The organism is Duganella hordei, assembly GCF_040369125.1.
In the GTDB taxonomy this organism is placed as follows: Bacteria; Pseudomonadota; Gammaproteobacteria; order Burkholderiales; family Burkholderiaceae_D; genus Rugamonas; species Rugamonas hordei.
Map to the genome: position 1 here is coordinate 81,565 of NZ_BPWI01000019.1, position 17,335 is coordinate 98,899.

Genomic DNA, 17,335 nt, shown 5'->3' on the forward strand with positions numbered 1-17,335 from the left:
AAATTCATTTCTCTTGATGCAAGGCGACTTAGTTGTTGGCGGACGACACCGGCAAGATCAAGGTCACGGTCAGGCCGCCGCCGTCGCGGTTGGCCAGCGTGATGCGGCCGCCGTGCGCCTCGGCGATTTCGCGTGCCAGCGCCAGGCCCAGGCCGGTGCCGCTGCGCTTGGTGGAATAGAAGGGCACCAGCGCGTTGGTCAGCACCGTGTCGCTCATGCCCGGGCCGCGATCCTGGACGTCGATGCGCACCGCGCCGTGCAGCCGCCGTACTTCCAGGCTGACGTCGCCGGCCGGCGAGCCGGATTCGTGGGCGTTCTTCAGCAGGTTCAGCAGCGCCTGCTCCAGCTGGGACGGATCGAAGGCGCAGGCTTCGGCCGGCGGCTCGCCGCTGATCGTGAAGTCCACCTGCGCCGACAGCTGCGCCAGGAACTCCGGCCAGGTGTGCAGCTCGAGCCGCGGCGTCGGCAGCTTGGCGAAGCGGGCGTAGCCGAGGATAAAGCTTTCCAGGTGGCGCGTGCGTTCCTCGATGGTGGCGAGGATTTGCGGCAGCCGCTCGGTCTGGCCGCGCCGCACCAGCTCGGCGCCGGAGTGTGCCAGCGAGGTCAGCGGCGCCAGGGAATTGTTCAGTTCATGGCTGATCACGCGGATGACTTTTTTCCAGGTCTGCACTTCCTGCCGGCGCAGCTCCATGGTCAGCTGGCGCAGCAGCAGCAGCTCGTGCTTGCGGCCGTTGAGGTTGAAGCTGCGCCGCGCCAGGTGGTACACCTCTTCCTCGTCGATCGCTTCTTTGTCGCCGTCGCCTGCTTGCTTGGTGGTGAACAGGCCGTCGCCGCCGCGCGCCATCGCCTCCACCAGCGCCGGCGCGGCGTGGCTGAGCACATCGTCCAGCCGGTGGCCTTCCAGCTTGCGGCCCTGGTTGAGCAGCTGGCGCGCGGCGATGTTGGCGTAGACGATGGGACCGGCCTCGTTCACCAGCAGCATCGCCACCGGCGTGTTCTGCACCATGGTGTCGAGCAGCAGTTCGCGCTGCACCAGGTCCAGCCGCTGCTGGCGCAGCACGTTGCCCAGCGCGTTGTGGGCGGCCACCAGGTCGCTGAGCTCGTCGTTTTGCGGCCAGTGCAGGCTGAACGAGAAATCGCCGTCCTTGTAGCTGGTGACGGTGCCGGTCAGCGCGCGGAACAAGGACAGCATGTATTCCAGCTGCGCGCGGATGGTGATGATGGAGATCGGCAGCACGCACAGCAGGCACACGGCCAGCACCATGCCGGGATGGTCGGGGAAGAAGTGGGTCAGGGTCAGCGCGATCAGGATGCCGACCGTCAGCAGGGTGCCGACCATCGCCGTCCAGCGCGTCAGCAGCGAAAGCCGCGTGCCCTTGCCGCGCGCCGAGGCGTTGTGCTGGTCCATCAGGAGCGGGCGATGCCCAGCCGTTCCATGCGCCGGTACAGCGCCTGGCGCGACAGGCCCAGCTCGGCCGCCGCCTGCGCCACCACGCCGCCGGCGCGGCTCAGCGCCAGGCCGATGGCGTCGCGGTCGGGTTCGCGCACGCCGTCCTCCATGGCGATGGCCGCGGCCGCCGGCAGGCCGAGGTCGCCGACCTTGATGACGTCGCCGGAGGCCAGCAAGCCGGCGCGCGCCATGATGTTTTTCAGCTCGCGCACATTGCCGGGCCACGGATGGGCCAGCAGCGCCGCCTGCGCCGACGGGTGCAATTCCTTGCCGGCGCCGAGGAAGTGGCGCGCCAGTGGCAGGATGTCGGCCGGACGGCCGGCCAGCGGCGGCAGCCGCAGCTCGATTACGTTGAGGCGGTAGAACAGGTCTTCGCGGAAGCTGCCGGCCCGTATCATCGCCTGCAGGTCGGCGTTGGTGGCGCTGACCACGCGCACCTTCACCTGGCGCTCGCGGTTGGAGCCCAGCCGTTCGAAGCGGCCCGTTTCCAGCACCCGCAGCAGTTTCATTTGTCCCGCCAGCGGCAGGTTGCCGATTTCGTCGAGGAACAGCGTGCCGCCGTCGGCCGCCTCGAACTTGCCTTCGCGCGCCTTGGAGGCGCCGGTGTAGGCGCCGGCGTCGGCGCCGAACAGCTCGGCCTCGATCAGCTCGGCCGGCAGCGCGCCGCAGTTGAGCACGACGAAGGGGCCGTCGCGCACCGAGGAATTGGCCTGGATGATTTCAGCGATGCGTTCCTTGCCGGTGCCGTTGGGGCCGGAGATCAGCACCGGGACGTCGGCGCGCGCCACCTGGCAGGCCAGGTGCACCACGCGCTCGGTGGCCGGATCCTGCCACACCATGCCGCGCAGATCGTAGCCGCGTTCGAGCTCGCGGCGCTGGCGCAGCTCGGTCTGCAGGCGCTGCTGCAAGGCGCGCTTGGCCTGGCCCAGCTCGATCAGGTTGTTGACGGTGGCGATCAGGCGGTTGTCGTCCCACGGCTTGGCCAGGTAGTCGGCGGCGCCGGCCTTGACCAGGTCGACCGCCGCGTCCAGGTGGGTCCAGGCGGTCAGCAGGATCACCGGCAGGTCCGGGTGCTGTTCGCGGATGGCGCGGAACAGCGCCGTGCCCTCCTCGCCGGAAGTGGTGTCGGCGCTGAAGTTCATGTCCTGGATCACCAGGTCGACGTTGTGCCGTTTGAGCAGCGCCAGGCCGGCCTCGGGCGAGGCGGCGCGCAGCGCGTCGATGTCGTGCAGCGAAAACAGCACTTCGAGGGCGATGGCGACGGCGGAGTTGTCGTCAATAATCAGTACGGTAGGCATGCCGCAAGCATAACATTGTCGCGGCATGCCGGGTGCTGCAAACATGGTGTCAGGCGCTGCGGGTGGCAGTCGCCGGCGAGATGGTGGCGGCGCGCCATGCCGGGCCGTACACGGCGGCGATGCCCAGCGCCCAGAACACGCCGGCGCCTGCCAGCAGGTAGCCGGCCGGCAGGCGCGCCATTTCCAGCTGGCTGACCAGCAGCTGGTTCAGGCCCAGCGCCAGCAGCACGCCGGCCGCCACGCCGACGCTGGTGATCATGATGTTCTCGGTGACGAAGTAGCGCAGGATGTCGACCCGGCGCGCGCCCAGGGCGCGGCGCACGCCGATCTGCTTGCGCCGCTGCGTGACCCACAGGCTGGCCATGCCGACGATGCCGCTCGAGGTGATCAAGAGCAGCAGCACGCTGACCGTCACCAGCATCCACGCCAGCGCGTTGTCGGCGCGGTAGCGGTTGGTGCGCATTTCATTCATGCTGCGGGTCCGGATGACCACCGGCGTCGGCGAGGCCGCGCGCACCGCCGCCTCGGCTTCCTTGATGACGCGGTCCAGCTGGCCCGGTTCGGCGCGCAGCGTGTAGTTGTCGGCGTCGTCGCCGGTCAGGCGCACCGGCACCAGCGACGAGAACTCGCCGGTTTCGTCGATCTGGGCGCTCGGCGTCTGCAGTTTTTCGACCACGCCGACTATGCGCGCGTCCTTGGCCTTTTCACCGGTGCCGAAGTAGATGGTCTTGCCGACGAAGCTGCTCTGTCCCGGCCACATTTTTTCGCCCAGCTTGCGGGTGATCATGATCACCTTGGGGAATTCGTCGCTGGTGTTCTGGTCGATTTCCGGGATCTCGTTGGGCATGAAATCGCGTCCCTCGACCACCTGCAGGCCCCAGGTCTTGACCAGCGAATCTGCGCCGAAATAGGTGGTCGATTGCGCGGTCGACTTGACCTGCTTGCGGTCGACCGCCAGGCCGGTGTAGTTGCCCGAGCGGGACAGCGGCATCTGCGAGGTGCCGGCGACCGACATCACGCCGGGCACTGCGCGCAACAGCGCGGTTTCGCGGTACTGCACCGCCAGCTTGTCCTGGTGGCTGCCGTTCTTCAGGTGGCGGATCTGCAGGGCGAACACGTCCTGCTCGTTGGCGATGCCGCTGGTGCGGGCCGACACCGCCTGGCGCACCTGCACGATGTGCAGCGCGTTGGCCAGGATCGCCAGGCTCAGGGCGACCTGCACGGCGACCAGTATCGGGCCGGTTTTATTGCGCAGCAGCGCGGAGAGAATAGGGCGGATTTCCATGATGCGGCTCCCTTATTGTGATTTGAGTTGCAGCGCCGGCGTGACCTGGCAGGCGCGCCAGGTAGGCAGCAGGCCGGCCAGCACGGCCGACAGCACGGCCATCGCGAAGGTCGTCAGCAGCATGATCCAGTCCATGTGCGCGACCACCGTCAGCGCCTTCGACTGCATCGCGATCAGCGCCAGCGCGCCGAAGGCCAGCACCAGGCCCAGGAAGCCGCCGACCAGGCCGACCACCGTGGTCTCGATCAGGAACTGGTTGAAGATCTCGCGGCGCGAGGCGCCCAGCGCGCGGCGGATGCCCACTTCGGCGGCGCGCACCGAGAACTTGGCCAGCAGCAGGCCGATGGTGTTGACCAGGCACAGGACCAGGAAGCCGAACGCCAGCCAGGCCGACAGCTTGTTGTCGTTGCCGACCACCTTCATGTAGTCCAGCCATTCGCGCACGTCATACAGCTTGTTGGCCGCGTTGCGCTTCAGGCGGCCCAGCTTGCGCTGCTCGATGGCGTAGCTGTCGAGGAAGCTTTGCAGCTCGCCGCGGTCGGCGCTGCTGCGCATCTCGATCCAGCCCTGGATCCAGGTGCATTCGGAATCGATGAAGGCCTGGAAGCCGGGGCCGACGTCGACGGAGCAGCTGGTGCTGCCGTTGCGCTGCATTTCGTGGCGGATGGCGCTGGTGAAGGGGATGAACAGTTCATCCTCCTCGCTGAAGGCGCCGTCGTTGCTGCCGATGATGCGGTGGAAGCGCGGCACCACGTTCCAGGTGTCGAGCACGCCGACGATCTGGTACTGCATGCCGGCCAGGGTCATGCGCTGGCCCACCGGATCGGTGTCGCCGTACAGTTTTTCGGACAGCTTGCGGCTCAACACGACGACGTCGGCGCCGGCCTTGTCGTCGGCCGGGCTCCAGCCCTGGCCGTGCAGGAAGGGCGCCTCGAACATGTTGAAGAAATCGCCGTACGGCGCCAGGCCGCGCGCGGTGAACACACCGATGTCCTTGCGCTGCGGCTCGACCGGCACGCCGATGCCGTATATCGCGGTGCGGCGCTCGCCGATCTTGCTGTTCATCAGGTTGACCGCGTCGCGGTAGCTGAGCTGGCGGTCGTTCGGCTCGTCGCCCGGCTTGTAGCCTTCGGTCGGGCCGTTGTCGACCAGCGGCACGAACAGGCGCGCGCTCTTGTCCGGGATCGGGTCGCCGGACATTACGTGCAGGATGGTCAGCGTGGCCACGCTGGCGGCCACGCCGACGGCCAGGGTCAGCACCATCAGCGCGGTCAGGGCCGGGTTGCGACGCAGGCTGCGCAGGCCCAGCAGGAAGTAGTATTGGAACATGCTGCGCTCCTTAAGCGACATGGGATTTGCCGTCGGCGGCGTGGGCGTTGGCGTCGAACAAGGAAGGCGCCTTGCGCACCAGGTCCGACACCTGGCCGTCGATGATGTGGACGTTGCGCTGCGAGCGCACCGCCAGTTCGGGATCGTGGGTCACCATCAGGATCGTCGTGCCCTGGGCGTTGATCTCTTCCAGCAGCTCCATCACGCCGCGCGCCATTTGCGTATCGAGGTTGCCGGTCGGTTCGTCGGCCAGCAGCAGCTTCGGCGAGCCGGCCAGCGCGCGCGCGATCGCCACGCGCTGCTGCTGGCCACCGGACAGTTCGGCCGGGTAGTGCTTCATGCGCGAGGCCAGGCCGACCTTGGACAAGGCGTCCTCGATGCGCTCCTTGCGCTCGGCCGCGTTGAAGCCGCGATAGCGCAGCGGCACGTCGACGTTGTCGAACAGCGACAGGTCGGGAATCAGGTTGAAGCCCTGGAAGATGAAGCCCAGCTTTTCATTGCGCAGGCGCGAGCGGGCGTTGTCGTCCATGCCCTTGACGTTGATGCCGTCGAGGATGTACTCGCCGCCGGTGAATTCTTCAAGCAGGCCGGCGATGTTGAGGAAGCTGGTCTTGCCGGAGCCGGAAGGGCCGGTCACGGTGACGAACTCGCCCTGCTTGACGTTGATCTCGAAGCCGCGCAGCGCGTGGGTTTCGATCATGTGGGTACGATAGACTTTGCTCAGGTTTTGCATGCGCAGCATGGAGGGCCTCTTTGCTTGGGATGTACGTTGGATTATTGGTTGATCGAGACGCGCTCGGCGTTCTCGAACGTCTCGGTACCGGAGATGACGACCTTGTCGCCCTGTTTCAGACCGCTCAGGATCTCCACCGCGGAGACGCTGGTGGCGCCCATCTTGATCGGGGTGCGGATGGCGATGCCGTCCCGTACTACGTAAGCGAAGCGGCCGCCTTCGGATTCCACGAACGGGCCGCGCTGGATCATCAGCGTGTTGGGTTTTTCGTCGATCAGCAGGCGCGCGGTGACGCGCTGGTTCTGGCGCAGGCCGGGCGGCTGCTGGCCGGCGAAGCGCACGCGCGCCAGCACCTGGTTCTTCACCACTTCCGGCGACAGCGCCGACAGCTTGGCGGTGGCGGTGCCGGTGCCGAAGTTCACTTCCGCGTTCATGCCCAGGCCGATGTCGGACACATAGGTCTCCGGTACTTCCAGCTCGACTTCGAGGCGCGACAGGTCGACCAATGTCATCAAAGGCGTATTGGCCGGCACCACGCTGCGGTTGGCCACCGACAGCGTGCCGATGAAGCCGTCGACCGGCGCGCGCACGGTCAGCTCGTCGACGCGGCGCTGGGCGTTGGCCAGCGACAGGCGCTGGCGGTCCAGCTCATTGATCTTGGTCTTCAGCTCCAGCGCGACGTTGTCGCTTTCCAGCTCGGCCGCCTGGCCGGCGTGCTTGGCGCGGATCTCGGCCGAGTTCAGCGCGTCCTTGGCTTTCTGGTATTCGATCTTGGCGATGATGCCTTCGTTGGACACGGCGTTGTAGCGCTCCAGCGTGCGCAGCGCGGACAGGCGGTCGATTTCGGCGGTGTCGGCGTCGCGCCGGGCCAGCAGCTTTTGTTTGCGGGCCAGGATCTGCTGGCGCGCCACTTCCGCTTCCAGCTGCAGGTAGCTCGATTGCTCGCGCTTGAGCGCGTCGGTCAGGTCGGGCGATTCCAGCACGGCGAGCACGTCGCCTTTCTTGACGGTGTCGCCGGCGGCCGCCTTCAGGGTCACGGTGGCGGGCGAGGCCGAATACAGCGTCGGGCTGATGGCGGCGACGATGCGGCCGTTGACGGCGGCGTCGCGTATCAAGGTGCCGCGTCCCACTTCGGCGATGCGCAGGCGCGAGATGTTGACCGAGTGGTCGCTGCCGCGCCAGGTGTGCACCAGGCCATAGGCCGCGGCCAGCAAGGCGACGGCGCCGGCGGCGATGACGAGGCGGCGTCGGGTTGCCTGTCCTTTGGGCGGGGCGATGACGGCGTCTTGATTGGAGGTGTCACGTATCATGGTTGGCTGGGTAGTGTGAAAAGACAGGCAACTTTATGCAGGAAGCGTGCCACTTCTTAAGTAGCTGATTTAAAAGGAAATTGAGGCAGCTGTCCGCTGTCCGATGGGTGTCCGCTTTGTCCGCTGCGCGTCCGTCCGGACTTGATAGTTTGATATCCGGGGCCATATGCCGGGATGTCCCGTTCATCTGGCCCGCCATGACCCTGATCTCCCGTTTGTCCCGCTTCCTTTCGCCTGCCGCCGATGACGCGGCGATAGCCGATTACCCGTTCGTCCCCAGCGATGTCGCGCTGTACCAGCGCACGCTGCACGGCGAGTCCGGCGCGATCGATGCGCAGACCTGGGACGATATGCTGCTGCCGCAATACAGCGCCCACCTGGCGCGCGAGACCAGCATCTTCGGCCAGCAGGAGCTGCATCGCCGCTTGCAGGCGGGGGAGGACGGCGCCGCGTCCGCCGTCCGCGTGCGGACACTGGCCGGGGATGCCGGACAACGGCTGCAGCTGCAGGCGGCCTGCGGCGGCCTGCGCCGCAGCGATCGCGAGATCAGCGCCACCCTGTTCGGCCGCGCCATGGCGGCCGCCCCGCGCTGGACCGCTTTGCTGCCCTGGATGCCGATGGCCTTCCTGCTGTCGGTGGCGCTGGCGCTGGTGACCGGTTTCATGCCGCTGTGGGGCGTCGCGCTGGGATTATGGCTGGCGCTGTCGCTGGTGCAGGTGCGGTTTCACGAAGCGGCCGAAGAATGGCGCCGCATACTGGAGACGCTGCAGCAGATGCTGCGCGCCCATACGCTGCTGGCCGAATCCGGCTTGTCTTCGACCGCGGCCTTCAGCGAAGACGCGGCGCGTGCCGGCAAGATCAACCGAAGCCTGGCGCGCTCGCCGCTGACCGGCATGGCCGGCATGCGTGAATACGGCGACTGGCTTTGGCTGCTGAATATCCGTCACTACTTCAACAGCCGGGAGGTGGTGCGCGCGCAGGCGGACTTCCTGCGCTCCAGCTTTGCGCGCGTCGCGACGCTGGAGGCCGATCTGGCGCTGGCGCGGCACCTTGCCGGTACGCCGCGTTATTGCTGGGCCGAGCGCGGCGACAGCGTCGCGTTGACGCAGGTTGTGCATCCGCTGCTGGCGGAGGCGGCGCCGCTGTCGTTCGCGCCGCGCGAGCGGGGCGCCTTCATCTCCGGCCAGAACGGCATCGGCAAGAGCACCTTGCTGCGCACGGTCGGCCTGAACCTGATCGTCGCCCGCGCGTTCGGCTTCTGCTATGCCGACACGGCCACGGCGACCATGCTGCCCGTGTATTCGAGCATGCAGGGCGAGGACACGCTGGAAGGCGGCGAGAGTCTTTACATCGCCGAACTGCGCCGCGCGCAGGAGCTGCTGGCGCTGGCCGCGCGCGGACCGGCGGTGTTCATCATCGACGAGATTTTCCGCGGCACCAACCACCTCGAATCGATATCGGCGGCGGCGGCGGTGCTGCACACGCTGGCCGAGCGCGGCACGGTGATCGTGTCGTCGCACAACCTGGTGCTGGCGCCGCTGCTGGAAGACCGGCTGGCGCCGTGGTGCGTCAGCCGCGTGGACGGACGCCTGCAGCTGTCGCCCGGCGTGCTGCGCGAGACCAACGGCATCGCCTTGCTCGGGACCCGAGGCTTCGACGACGCCATATCGGCCAAGGCCAACCGCGTGTTCGACTGGCTGAGCGACTACATGGCGCATCCGGCCGATTGCGAAGACGTCCGAAATAGTCTTTGACTTCCGGCGTTGGGAGTTCTATTATTTCTGTAACGACAGAAATAAAGGAATTGCCCATGACGCTCGCACCGACCATCCAGAAATACATCCTGCATTGGGGAGAGATGGGCACGCGCTGGGGTGTCAACCGCACGGTGGCGCAGATCCACGCGCTGCTGTTCCTGTCGAACCGCCCGCTGCCGGCCGAGGAAATCGCCGACACGCTGAACGTGGCGCGCTCCAACGTCAGCAACAGCCTGAAGGAATTGCAAAGCTGGGGCCTGGTGCGCATCACGCATATGGCCGGCGACCGCCGCGACCACTTCGTCGCGCTGCAGGATGTATGGGAGATCTTCCGCGTCATCGTCGAGGAGCGCAAGAAGCGCGAGATCGATCCGACGCTGACCGTGCTGCGCGAGTGCGCGCTGGAAGCCGAGGGCGATCCGGCGCTGGAGCAGGCCACCAAGGTCAAGATGGAGCAGGTGCTGGACTTCCTCGAAATGCTGACCGCGACCTACGGCGATTACAAGCACCTGCCGCCGGCCACCATGCAGCGCTTCCTGAAGATGGGCGGCAAGGTGGCCCGGCTGCTGGGCGGGGATTAAAAGCTGTATTTTTTTGAGCATTAATTTCTGTTTTTACAGAAATAACAGACGGAGACGGTATGAAAGTGCTGATACTTGGGGCGACGGGACTGATCGGCAGCCACGCCTTGCGTGCCTTGCGCGCGGCGGGCTGCGACGTGGTCGGCGCCAGCCGCCGCCGTCCGGCGGACGAGCGTGCGCAGGACTGGATCGAGGTCGATTTCGGCCGCATGACCAGCGAGAGCGACTGGCTGCCGCTGCTGTCCGGCGTGGATGCGGTGGTCAACTGCGTCGGCATTATCCGCGAAGCGCGCGACGGCGATTTCGATCGTCTGCACCGCGCCGCGCCGGTGGCCGTGTTCGCGGCCTGCGAGCGCCTCGGCGTGCGTCGCGTGGTGCAGGTGTCCGCGCTGGGCAGCCATCCGGACGCCACCACCGGCTACTGGCGCAGCAAGGGCGCGGCCGAAGCCGACCTGCTGGCGCGCCGGCTCAGCGTCACCATCATCCGGCCGTCGCTGGTGTATGGCGAGGATGGCGCCAGCAGCGTGATGTTCCGCATGCTGGCGACCTTGCCGGTGCTGATGATGCCGATGGCGCACGGCGCCAAGGTACAGGCGATCCACGTCGACGACCTGGCGGCGGTGTTGGTCAGGCTGGTGCTGGCGGAGGGCGGCGTGCCGCGCGAGCTGGCGGTGGTGGGGCCGCGCGCGACGACGATGGCCGGTTACCTCGGCGCGCTGCGCAGCGGCATGCAGGCCGCGCCGGCGCTGGTGCTGGATTTGCCGATGCCGCTCGCGCGCGTGGTCGCCCGCGTCGCCGGCATGATTCCTTCCAGCGCGCTGACGCCGGAATCGCTGCTGATGCTGGAGCAAAGCGCCGATGGCGGCAATACCGCCGACGCCGGACCGGCCGCCGCGCTGCTGGGCCGTCCGCTGCGCGACCCCGTGCGGTTTGCTCGCCCCGACCAGCGCATCGCCGCCGCCTGGACCTGGGGCGCGCCGCTGGTGACGGCGGCGATGGCCTTGCTGTGGCTGATCACCGCCTACGTGTCCTGGTTCGGCTGGCCGCGCGCGGACAGCATGGCGTGGCTGGCGGCATGCGGCGTGCCCGCGGGTGCGCAGCAGCCGATGCTGCTGGCCGCCAGCCTGGCCGACGCGGCGGTCGGCGTGCTGTTGTTGCTGTATCCGCGCCGCTGGGTGTGGGCGCTGCAGCTGGCGCTGGTGGGCGGCTACACGGCGATCATGAGCGTGTGCCTGCCCGGCTTCTGGCTGCATCCGTTTGGGCCCCTGAGCAAGAACCTGCCCTTGCTGGCGTTGATGTTGCTGATGTGGAGAGCGAGCAGATAATGGACTACCTGGCGATCAAATGGCTGCACATCCTGTCGGCCACGCTGATGTTCGGCACCGGCTTTGGCACGGCGTTCTACATGTTCTTCGCCAACCGCAGCGGCAACGTGCAGGCGATGGCGGTGGTGACGCGGCTGGTGGCCAGGGCCGACTGGTGGTTCACCACGCCGGCCATCATCATCCAGCCGCTGTCGGGCTTGTGGATGATCCATCTTGCCGGCTTCCCGTTCACATCCCGGTGGATCGTCTGGTCGGTGGCGCTGTATGCGCTGGCGGGCATCTGCTGGCTGCCGGTGGTCTGGCTGCAATTGAAAATGCGCGACATGGCGGCGCATGCCGCGCTGGCCGGCGAGCCGCTGCCGGCGCGCTACTGGCGCCATGAAAAAATCTGGATCGCATTGGGCATCCCCGCTTTCGGCGCGCTGCTGATCGTCTACTGGCTGATGGTGCACAAGCCGGCCTGATCCCCGATTATTTCTCCTGCTTGAGCGGCTTGCCCTTGTCGATCACCTCGCGGCAGTCGCCCTTGAAGCTGGCGTTGTCGTAGTTGCTCCAGCCGTAGCTGTCGACGTAGCGCTTGTGCTGTTTGAACTGCTTGTTGATGAAGCTCCATTCCAGCCGCTCGTCGGGGTACTCGATGTTGCCCAGGTCCAGCAGCGTGTGGAAGATGTTTTCCGTGGCCAGCCGCGCCTTGCGGTGGCGCATCAGCTGCTTCACTTTCTCCGGATAGCGGTCCTTGTATTCGTCCGAGTACCAGACCAGCGCCGGCACGTGGAATTCGTACTGCGTGTTGTGGCCGTGGAAAGCGAGGTTGCAGCTGTTGTCGTACAGCGTCTGGCCGTGGTCGGCCACGTAGACCATAGCCGCCAGCTGCTGCGTGCCCTTCAACTGGCCGATCACCTGCGACAGGAACCAGTCGGTGTACAGGATGGAGTTGTCGTAGCTGTTGTTGAGCTGCGGCTTGATCTTGGTGTCGGTGTAGACCGGTTTGTCGACGCCGAACAGCGACGGCTGCCATTTGTCGAATTCCTTCGGATAGCGCTGGCTGTAGTTCCAGTGGTTGCCCAGGGTGTGCAGCACGATCAGCTTTTTCGGCGATGGATCGGCGATCGCGTGCTGCAGCGGCTCGAGCAGGATCTGGTCGAAGTTGGAGTTGTTGGTGAAGCCGCCCAGGTTCATGAACTGGATCACGTCGGCCTCCTTGGCGAACACCGACACCGGCGTGTCGAACTGGCCGAACGAGATCTGGTTCGACAGCCACCAGGTCTTGAAGCCGGCTTCCTTGTAGGCGGTCAAGAAGGATTTTTCCGAGAAGCCATCCTTCAGACTCTGCGTTGCCGGCTTGCGCGAGATGATCACCGGCACCGACAGCCGTGTCGCCGACACCGCCGTGATGACGTCCGGCAGCGTGACCAAGTTGGCCTCCTTCTTCAGCAGCGGGTTGGTGTCGCGCTCGTAGCCGTTGACGCCCCAGCGGTCGTAGCGAGACGATTCGCCGATCACCATGATGACGATTTCCGGCCTGTCGTTCTTTTCCGGCTGGTGCGCCTTGAAGGTGAAGCTGCTGCTGCGCCGGCCCAGGTCGGCCAGGTATTCGCGCTCCTTGTAGAAGTCGACGCCGCGCGCGGCCAGGCCGAACGGCCACGACGAGGCGAAGTCGTCGAAGCCCAGCGGCGAGCGGGCCCACCACGGCATAGGCGACCACTTCCAGCCGCTGCGGCCGGCGCCGGGGATGGCGGCGTGCTCGGGCGCGCTGTCCTCTTCGGCGTCCTCCTCTTCCTCCTCGTCGGAGGCGTCATCGCTGGCCGATGCCGGGGCGGTGATGCCCACATGGCTGAGCGCCGAACTCAGCGCGGATCCGATGGCCGAGCCCAACGCCGAACCGGCCGGCTTGGCGCTGGCGGCCTTGGCCGCCGCCGCTTTGACAGCAGGCCTGGCGCGCACGCCGAATTCCCAGCCGTAGATCCACAGCCCGGCCAGCGCCACCAATATAAGCAGCACGCTCCAGCGGCTCTTGCCGCGCCAGGCCAGCATCGGGCTGCGCCGCGCCGCCACCTGCACGGCGATCCACCAGGCCACGACCAGCAGCATCACCAGCCCCATCAGCCAGACTTTACGGCCGAGGAATTCCAGCGCCTCCCGCGGGCTGGTCTCGGCGATGATGCCCAGGTGGTGGGTGGAGATGCCCTGGCCGTAGTACATGAACAGGTAGAGTTCGGTCGGCAGCGCGAGGAAGGCGGGGATCAGCAGCCAGTGGAACCAGGCTGGGCGCTGCAGCACGCCCCACACCGCGGCCCAGGCCAGCAGTTCGACCGCCAATATATGCGCCAGACCCGGCACTTGCCTTCCCAGCAAGATTGGCACGCAGGGCACCAGCGACAGCAGCAGATAGCTTGCGAGGACGAACAGGGGGGCGGGGCGCAACAGGGATCGCATAGAAACGGAGACAATGATATTGTCTGCTATTATCAAGTGTTTCTTGACCTTGCAGCGAGTTTTTACAGGCCGTCCCGGCCGCATGCTGCCGCGAAATAGATTGACTGGCGCTTCGACCACGTCTATACTCGCGAGTTCTCAATTTATTCTGCACATCGTATACGCTGTTTCAGGCCGCTCCTTGCGAGTGGCTGTTTGCGCCTCCGTCGTGAAATCAATTGGGACTAGGTTTTAGTCCCCGGACATCCGTCCGGGTTATCAACGTTGTAATTTAGTTGGGTTTAGAACGATGCCAACCATCAATCAACTGATTCGCAATCCACGTGTCGCTCTGACCGTGAAAAGCAAATCGCCGGCGCTGGAAAACAGCCCGCAAAAGCGTGGTGTTTGCACCCGTGTGTACACCACCACTCCTAAGAAGCCTAACTCGGCTTTGCGTAAAGTCGCCAAAGTGCGTCTGACCAACGGTTTCGAAGTCATTTCGTACATCGGCGGTGAAGGCCACAACCTGCAAGAGCACAGCGTGGTTCTGCTGCGCGGCGGTCGTGTAAAAGACTTGCCGGGTGTTCGTTACCACATGGTTCGCGGTGCACTGGATACCCAGGGCGTTAAAGACCGTAAGCAAGCTCGCTCGAAGTACGGTACCAAGCGCGCCAAGCAAGCCAAGAAGTAATCTGCAATAAAAGTTTTCGCTCAGTGGCAGCTAGCTAAGTGAATGTAATCGACCGTAGTGGTCGAGTAAGTGGATGGCTATGATGGCCCTCCGCGAGAGTGCGAATCCCATATCTGCGCACCTCAACTGAAGATTGAAAGGAATTGATATGCCACGTCGTCGTGAAGTACCCAAGCGCGAAATTCTGCCGGATCCAAAATTCGGTAACACGGATGTCGCCAAGTTCGTGAACGTTCTGATGCTGTCCGGTAAAAAATCGGTCGCAGAAAACATCATCTACGGTGCCTTCGAGCACATCGCCGCTAAATCCGGCAAAGACCCGCTGGAAGTGTTCGCTACCGCGATCAACAACGCCAAGCCGCTGGTTGAAGTTAAATCCCGTCGCGTCGGTGGTGCAAACTACCAGGTGCCGGTCGAAGTGCGCCCAGTGCGTCGTATGGCTCTGTCCATGCGCTGGCTGCGTGAAGCTGCCAACAAGCGCAGCGAAAAATCCATGCCACAACGCCTCGGCGGTGAGCTGATGGAAGCGGCTGAAGGCCGCGGCGGTGCGATGAAGAAGCGTGACGAAGTCCACCGTATGGCTGAAGCGAACAAGGCGTTCTCGCACTTCCGCTTCTAATAAAATCGGCCAGGTCCTTGGGGATCTGGTTGTTATCTGTTGTTCGAGGCCGGGCTCATTTTTGTCAGCAAAAATGGCGCTCGGTTTTGTCCATTCAAAGATTTAGGAATAATTATGGCCCGCAAGACCCCCATCGAGCGCTACCGCAATATCGGTATCTCCGCTCACATCGATGCAGGTAAGACCACCACCACCGAACGCGTTCTGTTCTACACGGGCGTGAACCACAAGATCGGTGAAGTTCACGATGGCGCCGCCACCATGGACTGGATGGAGCAGGAACAAGAGCGCGGCATTACCATTACCTCGGCAGCGACGACCTGCTTCTGGAAAGGTATGGCCAACAACTTCCCAGAACACCACATCAACATCATCGACACCCCGGGCCACGTTGACTTCACCATTGAAGTTGAACGCTCGATGCGCGTGCTCGATGGCGCTTGCATGGTTTACTGCGCAGTCGGCGGCGTGCAGCCGCAGTCGGAAACCGTATGGCGTCAGGCCAACAAGTACAAAGTGCCACGCCTGGCCTTCGTCAACAAGATGGACCGTACCGGCGCCAACTTCTTCAAGGTCTACGAGCAGATGCGCGCTCGCCTGAAGGCGAACCCGGTCCTGATCCAGATCCCTATCGGCGCTGAAGAAAACTTCAAGGGCGTGATCGATCTGGTCAAGATGAAGGCGATCCTGTGGGACGACGCGTCGCAAGGCATGAAGTTCGACTACGTCGATATCCCTGCGGAGCTGGCCGAATCGGCCGCCGAGTGGCGCGAGAAGATGGTTGAAGTCGCTGCTGAAGCGTCCGAAGAACTGATGAACAAGTACCTGGAAGAGGGCGACCTGTCCGAAGCCGAGATCAAGAAAGCGCTGCGCGAACGCACCATCGCTTCGGAAATCGTGCCGATGATGTGCGGTACCGCTTTCAAGAACAAGGGCGTACAGGCCATGCTGGACGCGGTCATCGAGTTCCTGCCTTCGCCGCTGGACATCGAAGACGTCGCCGGCACGGACGAAGACGACCAGCCGACCACCCGCCGCCCTGCGGACGACGAGAAGTTCTCGGCGCTGGCGTTCAAGATCATGACCGACCCGTTCGTCGGCCAGCTGGCCTTCTTCCGCGTGTACTCGGGCGCCATCAACTCGGGCGACACCGTGTACAACTCGGTCAAAGGCCGTAAAGAGCGCCTGGGTCGTATTCTGCAGATGCACGCCAACCAGCGCGAAGAGATCAAAGAAGTGCGCGCCGGCGACATCGCCGCCGCAGTGGGCCTGAAAGACGTGACCACCGGCGAAACCCTGTGCGATCCATCGTCGATCATCACCCTGGAAAAAATGATCTTCCCAGAGCCGGTGATTCAGCAGGCTGTGGAACCGAAGACCAAGGCTGACCAGGAAAAAATGGGTCTGGCACTGAACCGTCTGGCTCAGGAAGATCCTTCGTTCCGCGTCAAGACCGACGAAGAGTCGGGCCAGACCATCATCGGTGGTATGGGCGAGCTGCACCTGGAAATTATCGTTGACCGCATGAAGCGCGAATTCGGCGTCGAAGCGACCGTCGGCAAGCCACAGGTTGCCTACCGCGAAACGATCCGCAAGACCTGCGAAGAATCCGAAGGCAAGTTCGTCAAGCAGTCGGGTGGTCGTGGTCAATACGGTCACGTGGTGCTGAAGATCGAACCGCAAGAACCAGGCAAGGGCTTCGAATTCGTTGACGCGATCAAGGGCGGTACCGTTCCTCGCGAATACATCCCTGCGGTGGAAAAAGGCGTGCGCGGCACCCTGAACACCGGCGTTCTGGCCGGCTACCCAGTGGTCGACGTCAAGGTCACGCTGTTCTTCGGTTCGTACCACGATGTGGACTCGAACGAAAACGCGTTCCAGATGGCCGCTTCGATGGCGTTCAAGGAAGGCTGCCGTAAAGCCAACCCGGTCATCCTGGAGCCGATGATGGCTGTGGAAGTGGAAACGCCGGAAGACTACGCCGGTACCGTGATGGGCGACCTGTCGTCCCGCCGCGGCATGGTGCAGGGCATGGACGAGATCCCAGGCGGCGGTGGCAAGATCATCAAAGCTGAAGTGCCTCTGTCGGAAATGTTCGGTTACTCGACCACCCTGCGTTCCGCAACGCAAGGTCGTGCTACCTACACGATGGAATTCAAGCACTACTCGGAAGCGCCTAAGCACGTTATCGACGCGATCGTTACCGCTAAAGCTAAGTAATTTTTGTATTTTTGCGGGCGGGGAGATCCTCCGCCCGCATATTTAAAACATTGTTCTAAGGAAGAATAAAATGGCAAAAGAGAAATTCGAACGGACCAAGCCGCACGTCAACGTCGGCACCATCGGCCACGTCGACCACGGCAAGACCACCCTGACCGCTGCTATCGCGACCGTTCTGTCGAAGAAATTCGGCGGCGAAGCTAAAGCCTACGACCAGATCGATGCTGCTCCAGAAGAAAAAGCACGCGGCATCACCATCAACACCGCGCACGTCGAGTACGAAACCGCCGGCCGTCACTACGCTCACGTTGACTGCCCA

At 64.5% G+C, this 17,335-nt stretch carries 15 protein-coding genes; 8 read left to right on the forward strand and 7 right to left on the reverse strand.

Features of this window, described 5'->3' with window-relative positions:
- Nucleotides 1-28: 28 nt before the first annotated feature.
- From ABWW33_RS28555 to ABWW33_RS28580, 6 genes are read right to left on the reverse strand one after another with little or no spacing between them, the layout of a single operon-like run.
- On the reverse strand, nucleotides 29-1,408 hold the full coding sequence (locus ABWW33_RS28555) for a sensor histidine kinase (protein WP_353404806.1): 1,380 nt from the start codon (nucleotides 1,406-1,408) through the stop codon (nucleotides 29-31).
- Complete coding sequence (locus ABWW33_RS28560) at nucleotides 1,408-2,748, reverse strand: sigma-54-dependent transcriptional regulator (protein ID WP_353404807.1); 1,341 nt, start codon at nucleotides 2,746-2,748, stop codon at nucleotides 1,408-1,410. The genes ABWW33_RS28555 and ABWW33_RS28560 overlap by 1 nt, the downstream gene beginning before the upstream one ends.
- Before the next feature lie 49 nt (nucleotides 2,749-2,797).
- Entirely contained in the window at nucleotides 2,798-4,033 is a 1,236-nt protein-coding gene (locus ABWW33_RS28565; protein ID WP_353404808.1) for an ABC transporter permease, read from the reverse strand.
- 12 nt (nucleotides 4,034-4,045) lie between these two features.
- Complete coding sequence (locus tag ABWW33_RS28570; RefSeq protein ID WP_176655926.1) at nucleotides 4,046-5,362, reverse strand: ABC transporter permease; 1,317 nt, start codon at nucleotides 5,360-5,362, stop codon at nucleotides 4,046-4,048.
- A 10-nt stretch (nucleotides 5,363-5,372) separates the two neighbouring features.
- Nucleotides 5,373-6,104, reverse strand: a complete 732-nt coding sequence (locus ABWW33_RS28575) for an ABC transporter ATP-binding protein (protein WP_353404809.1) — start codon at nucleotides 6,102-6,104, stop codon at nucleotides 5,373-5,375.
- A gap of 32 nt (nucleotides 6,105-6,136) precedes the next feature.
- On the reverse strand, nucleotides 6,137-7,405 hold the full coding sequence (locus ABWW33_RS28580; RefSeq protein WP_176655924.1) for an efflux RND transporter periplasmic adaptor subunit: 1,269 nt from the start codon (nucleotides 7,403-7,405) through the stop codon (nucleotides 6,137-6,139).
- A 197-nt stretch (nucleotides 7,406-7,602) separates the two neighbouring features.
- On the opposite strand from ABWW33_RS28580, the gene ABWW33_RS28585 reads away from it, so the two are divergent.
- From ABWW33_RS28585 to ABWW33_RS28600, 4 genes are read left to right on the forward strand one after another with little or no spacing between them, the layout of a single operon-like run.
- The gene (locus ABWW33_RS28585) at nucleotides 7,603-9,159 is read left to right on the forward strand and encodes a MutS-related protein (protein WP_353404810.1); all 1,557 of its coding nucleotides are present in this window, start codon (nucleotides 7,603-7,605) and stop codon (nucleotides 9,157-9,159) included.
- A gap of 56 nt (nucleotides 9,160-9,215) precedes the next feature.
- Nucleotides 9,216-9,743, forward strand: coding sequence for a GbsR/MarR family transcriptional regulator (locus ABWW33_RS28590; RefSeq protein ID WP_176655922.1), 528 nt, complete (start codon nucleotides 9,216-9,218; stop codon nucleotides 9,741-9,743).
- A 59-nt stretch (nucleotides 9,744-9,802) separates the two neighbouring features.
- Nucleotides 9,803-11,068, forward strand: a complete 1,266-nt coding sequence (locus ABWW33_RS28595; protein ID WP_353404811.1) for an SDR family oxidoreductase — start codon at nucleotides 9,803-9,805, stop codon at nucleotides 11,066-11,068.
- On the forward strand, nucleotides 11,068-11,532 hold the full coding sequence (locus tag ABWW33_RS28600; RefSeq protein ID WP_353404812.1) for a DUF2269 family protein: 465 nt from the start codon (nucleotides 11,068-11,070) through the stop codon (nucleotides 11,530-11,532). Before ABWW33_RS28595 ends, ABWW33_RS28600 begins: the two co-directional genes overlap by 1 nt.
- Nucleotides 11,533-11,539: 7 nt before the next feature.
- Here ABWW33_RS28600 and ABWW33_RS28605 read toward each other — a convergent pair whose 3' ends face one another.
- A complete protein-coding gene (locus ABWW33_RS28605; RefSeq protein WP_510182396.1) occupies nucleotides 11,540-13,492 on the reverse strand; it encodes a phosphoethanolamine transferase in 1,953 nt (650 codons plus the stop codon).
- A 301-nt stretch (nucleotides 13,493-13,793) separates the two neighbouring features.
- On the opposite strand from ABWW33_RS28605, the gene rpsL reads away from it, so the two are divergent.
- The 4 genes from rpsL to ABWW33_RS28625 all read left to right on the forward strand — a co-directional run.
- Nucleotides 13,794-14,177, forward strand: coding sequence for a 30S ribosomal protein S12 (gene rpsL, locus ABWW33_RS28610; protein WP_008444270.1), 384 nt, complete (start codon nucleotides 13,794-13,796; stop codon nucleotides 14,175-14,177).
- A gap of 148 nt (nucleotides 14,178-14,325) precedes the next feature.
- A complete protein-coding gene (rpsG, locus tag ABWW33_RS28615; RefSeq protein ID WP_008444271.1) occupies nucleotides 14,326-14,796 on the forward strand; it encodes a 30S ribosomal protein S7 in 471 nt (156 codons plus the stop codon).
- Nucleotides 14,797-14,910: 114 nt separating this feature from the next.
- Nucleotides 14,911-17,016 carry an elongation factor G gene (gene fusA / locus ABWW33_RS28620; protein ID WP_176655918.1) on the forward strand — a complete coding sequence of 702 codons (2,106 nt, stop codon included), beginning with the start codon at nucleotides 14,911-14,913 and terminating at the stop codon, nucleotides 17,014-17,016.
- A 70-nt stretch (nucleotides 17,017-17,086) separates the two neighbouring features.
- Nucleotides 17,087-17,335, forward strand: a 249-nt coding sequence (locus ABWW33_RS28625; protein WP_353403951.1) for a GTP-binding protein, incomplete at its 3' end; no start/stop codon positions are given.

Bases quoted from the DNA above. Each gene is read 5' to 3' on its own strand.
- rpsG (WP_008444271.1), top strand. From the start codon at position 14,326: ATGCCACGTCGTCGTGAAGTACCCAAGCGCGAAATTCTGCCGGATCCA.
- ABWW33_RS28570 (WP_176655926.1), bottom strand. From the start codon at position 5,362: ATGTTCCAATACTACTTCCTGCTGGGCCTGCGCAGCCTGCGTCGCAAC.
- ABWW33_RS28580 (WP_176655924.1), bottom strand. From the start codon at position 7,405: ATGATACGTGACACCTCCAATCAAGACGCCGTCATCGCCCCGCCCAAA.
- ABWW33_RS28600 (WP_353404812.1), top strand. From the start codon at position 11,068: ATGGACTACCTGGCGATCAAATGGCTGCACATCCTGTCGGCCACGCTG.
- ABWW33_RS28595 (WP_353404811.1), top strand. From the start codon at position 9,803: ATGAAAGTGCTGATACTTGGGGCGACGGGACTGATCGGCAGCCACGCC.
- fusA (WP_176655918.1), top strand. From the start codon at position 14,911: ATGGCCCGCAAGACCCCCATCGAGCGCTACCGCAATATCGGTATCTCC.
- ABWW33_RS28555 (WP_353404806.1), bottom strand. From the start codon at position 1,408: ATGGACCAGCACAACGCCTCGGCGCGCGGCAAGGGCACGCGGCTTTCG.
- ABWW33_RS28585 (WP_353404810.1), top strand. From the start codon at position 7,603: ATGACCCTGATCTCCCGTTTGTCCCGCTTCCTTTCGCCTGCCGCCGAT.
- rpsL (WP_008444270.1), top strand. From the start codon at position 13,794: ATGCCAACCATCAATCAACTGATTCGCAATCCACGTGTCGCTCTGACC.
- ABWW33_RS28590 (WP_176655922.1), top strand. From the start codon at position 9,216: ATGACGCTCGCACCGACCATCCAGAAATACATCCTGCATTGGGGAGAG.
- ABWW33_RS28560 (WP_353404807.1), bottom strand. From the start codon at position 2,748: ATGCCTACCGTACTGATTATTGACGACAACTCCGCCGTCGCCATCGCC.
- ABWW33_RS28575 (WP_353404809.1), bottom strand. From the start codon at position 6,104: ATGCTGCGCATGCAAAACCTGAGCAAAGTCTATCGTACCCACATGATC.
- ABWW33_RS28565 (WP_353404808.1), bottom strand. From the start codon at position 4,033: ATGGAAATCCGCCCTATTCTCTCCGCGCTGCTGCGCAATAAAACCGGC.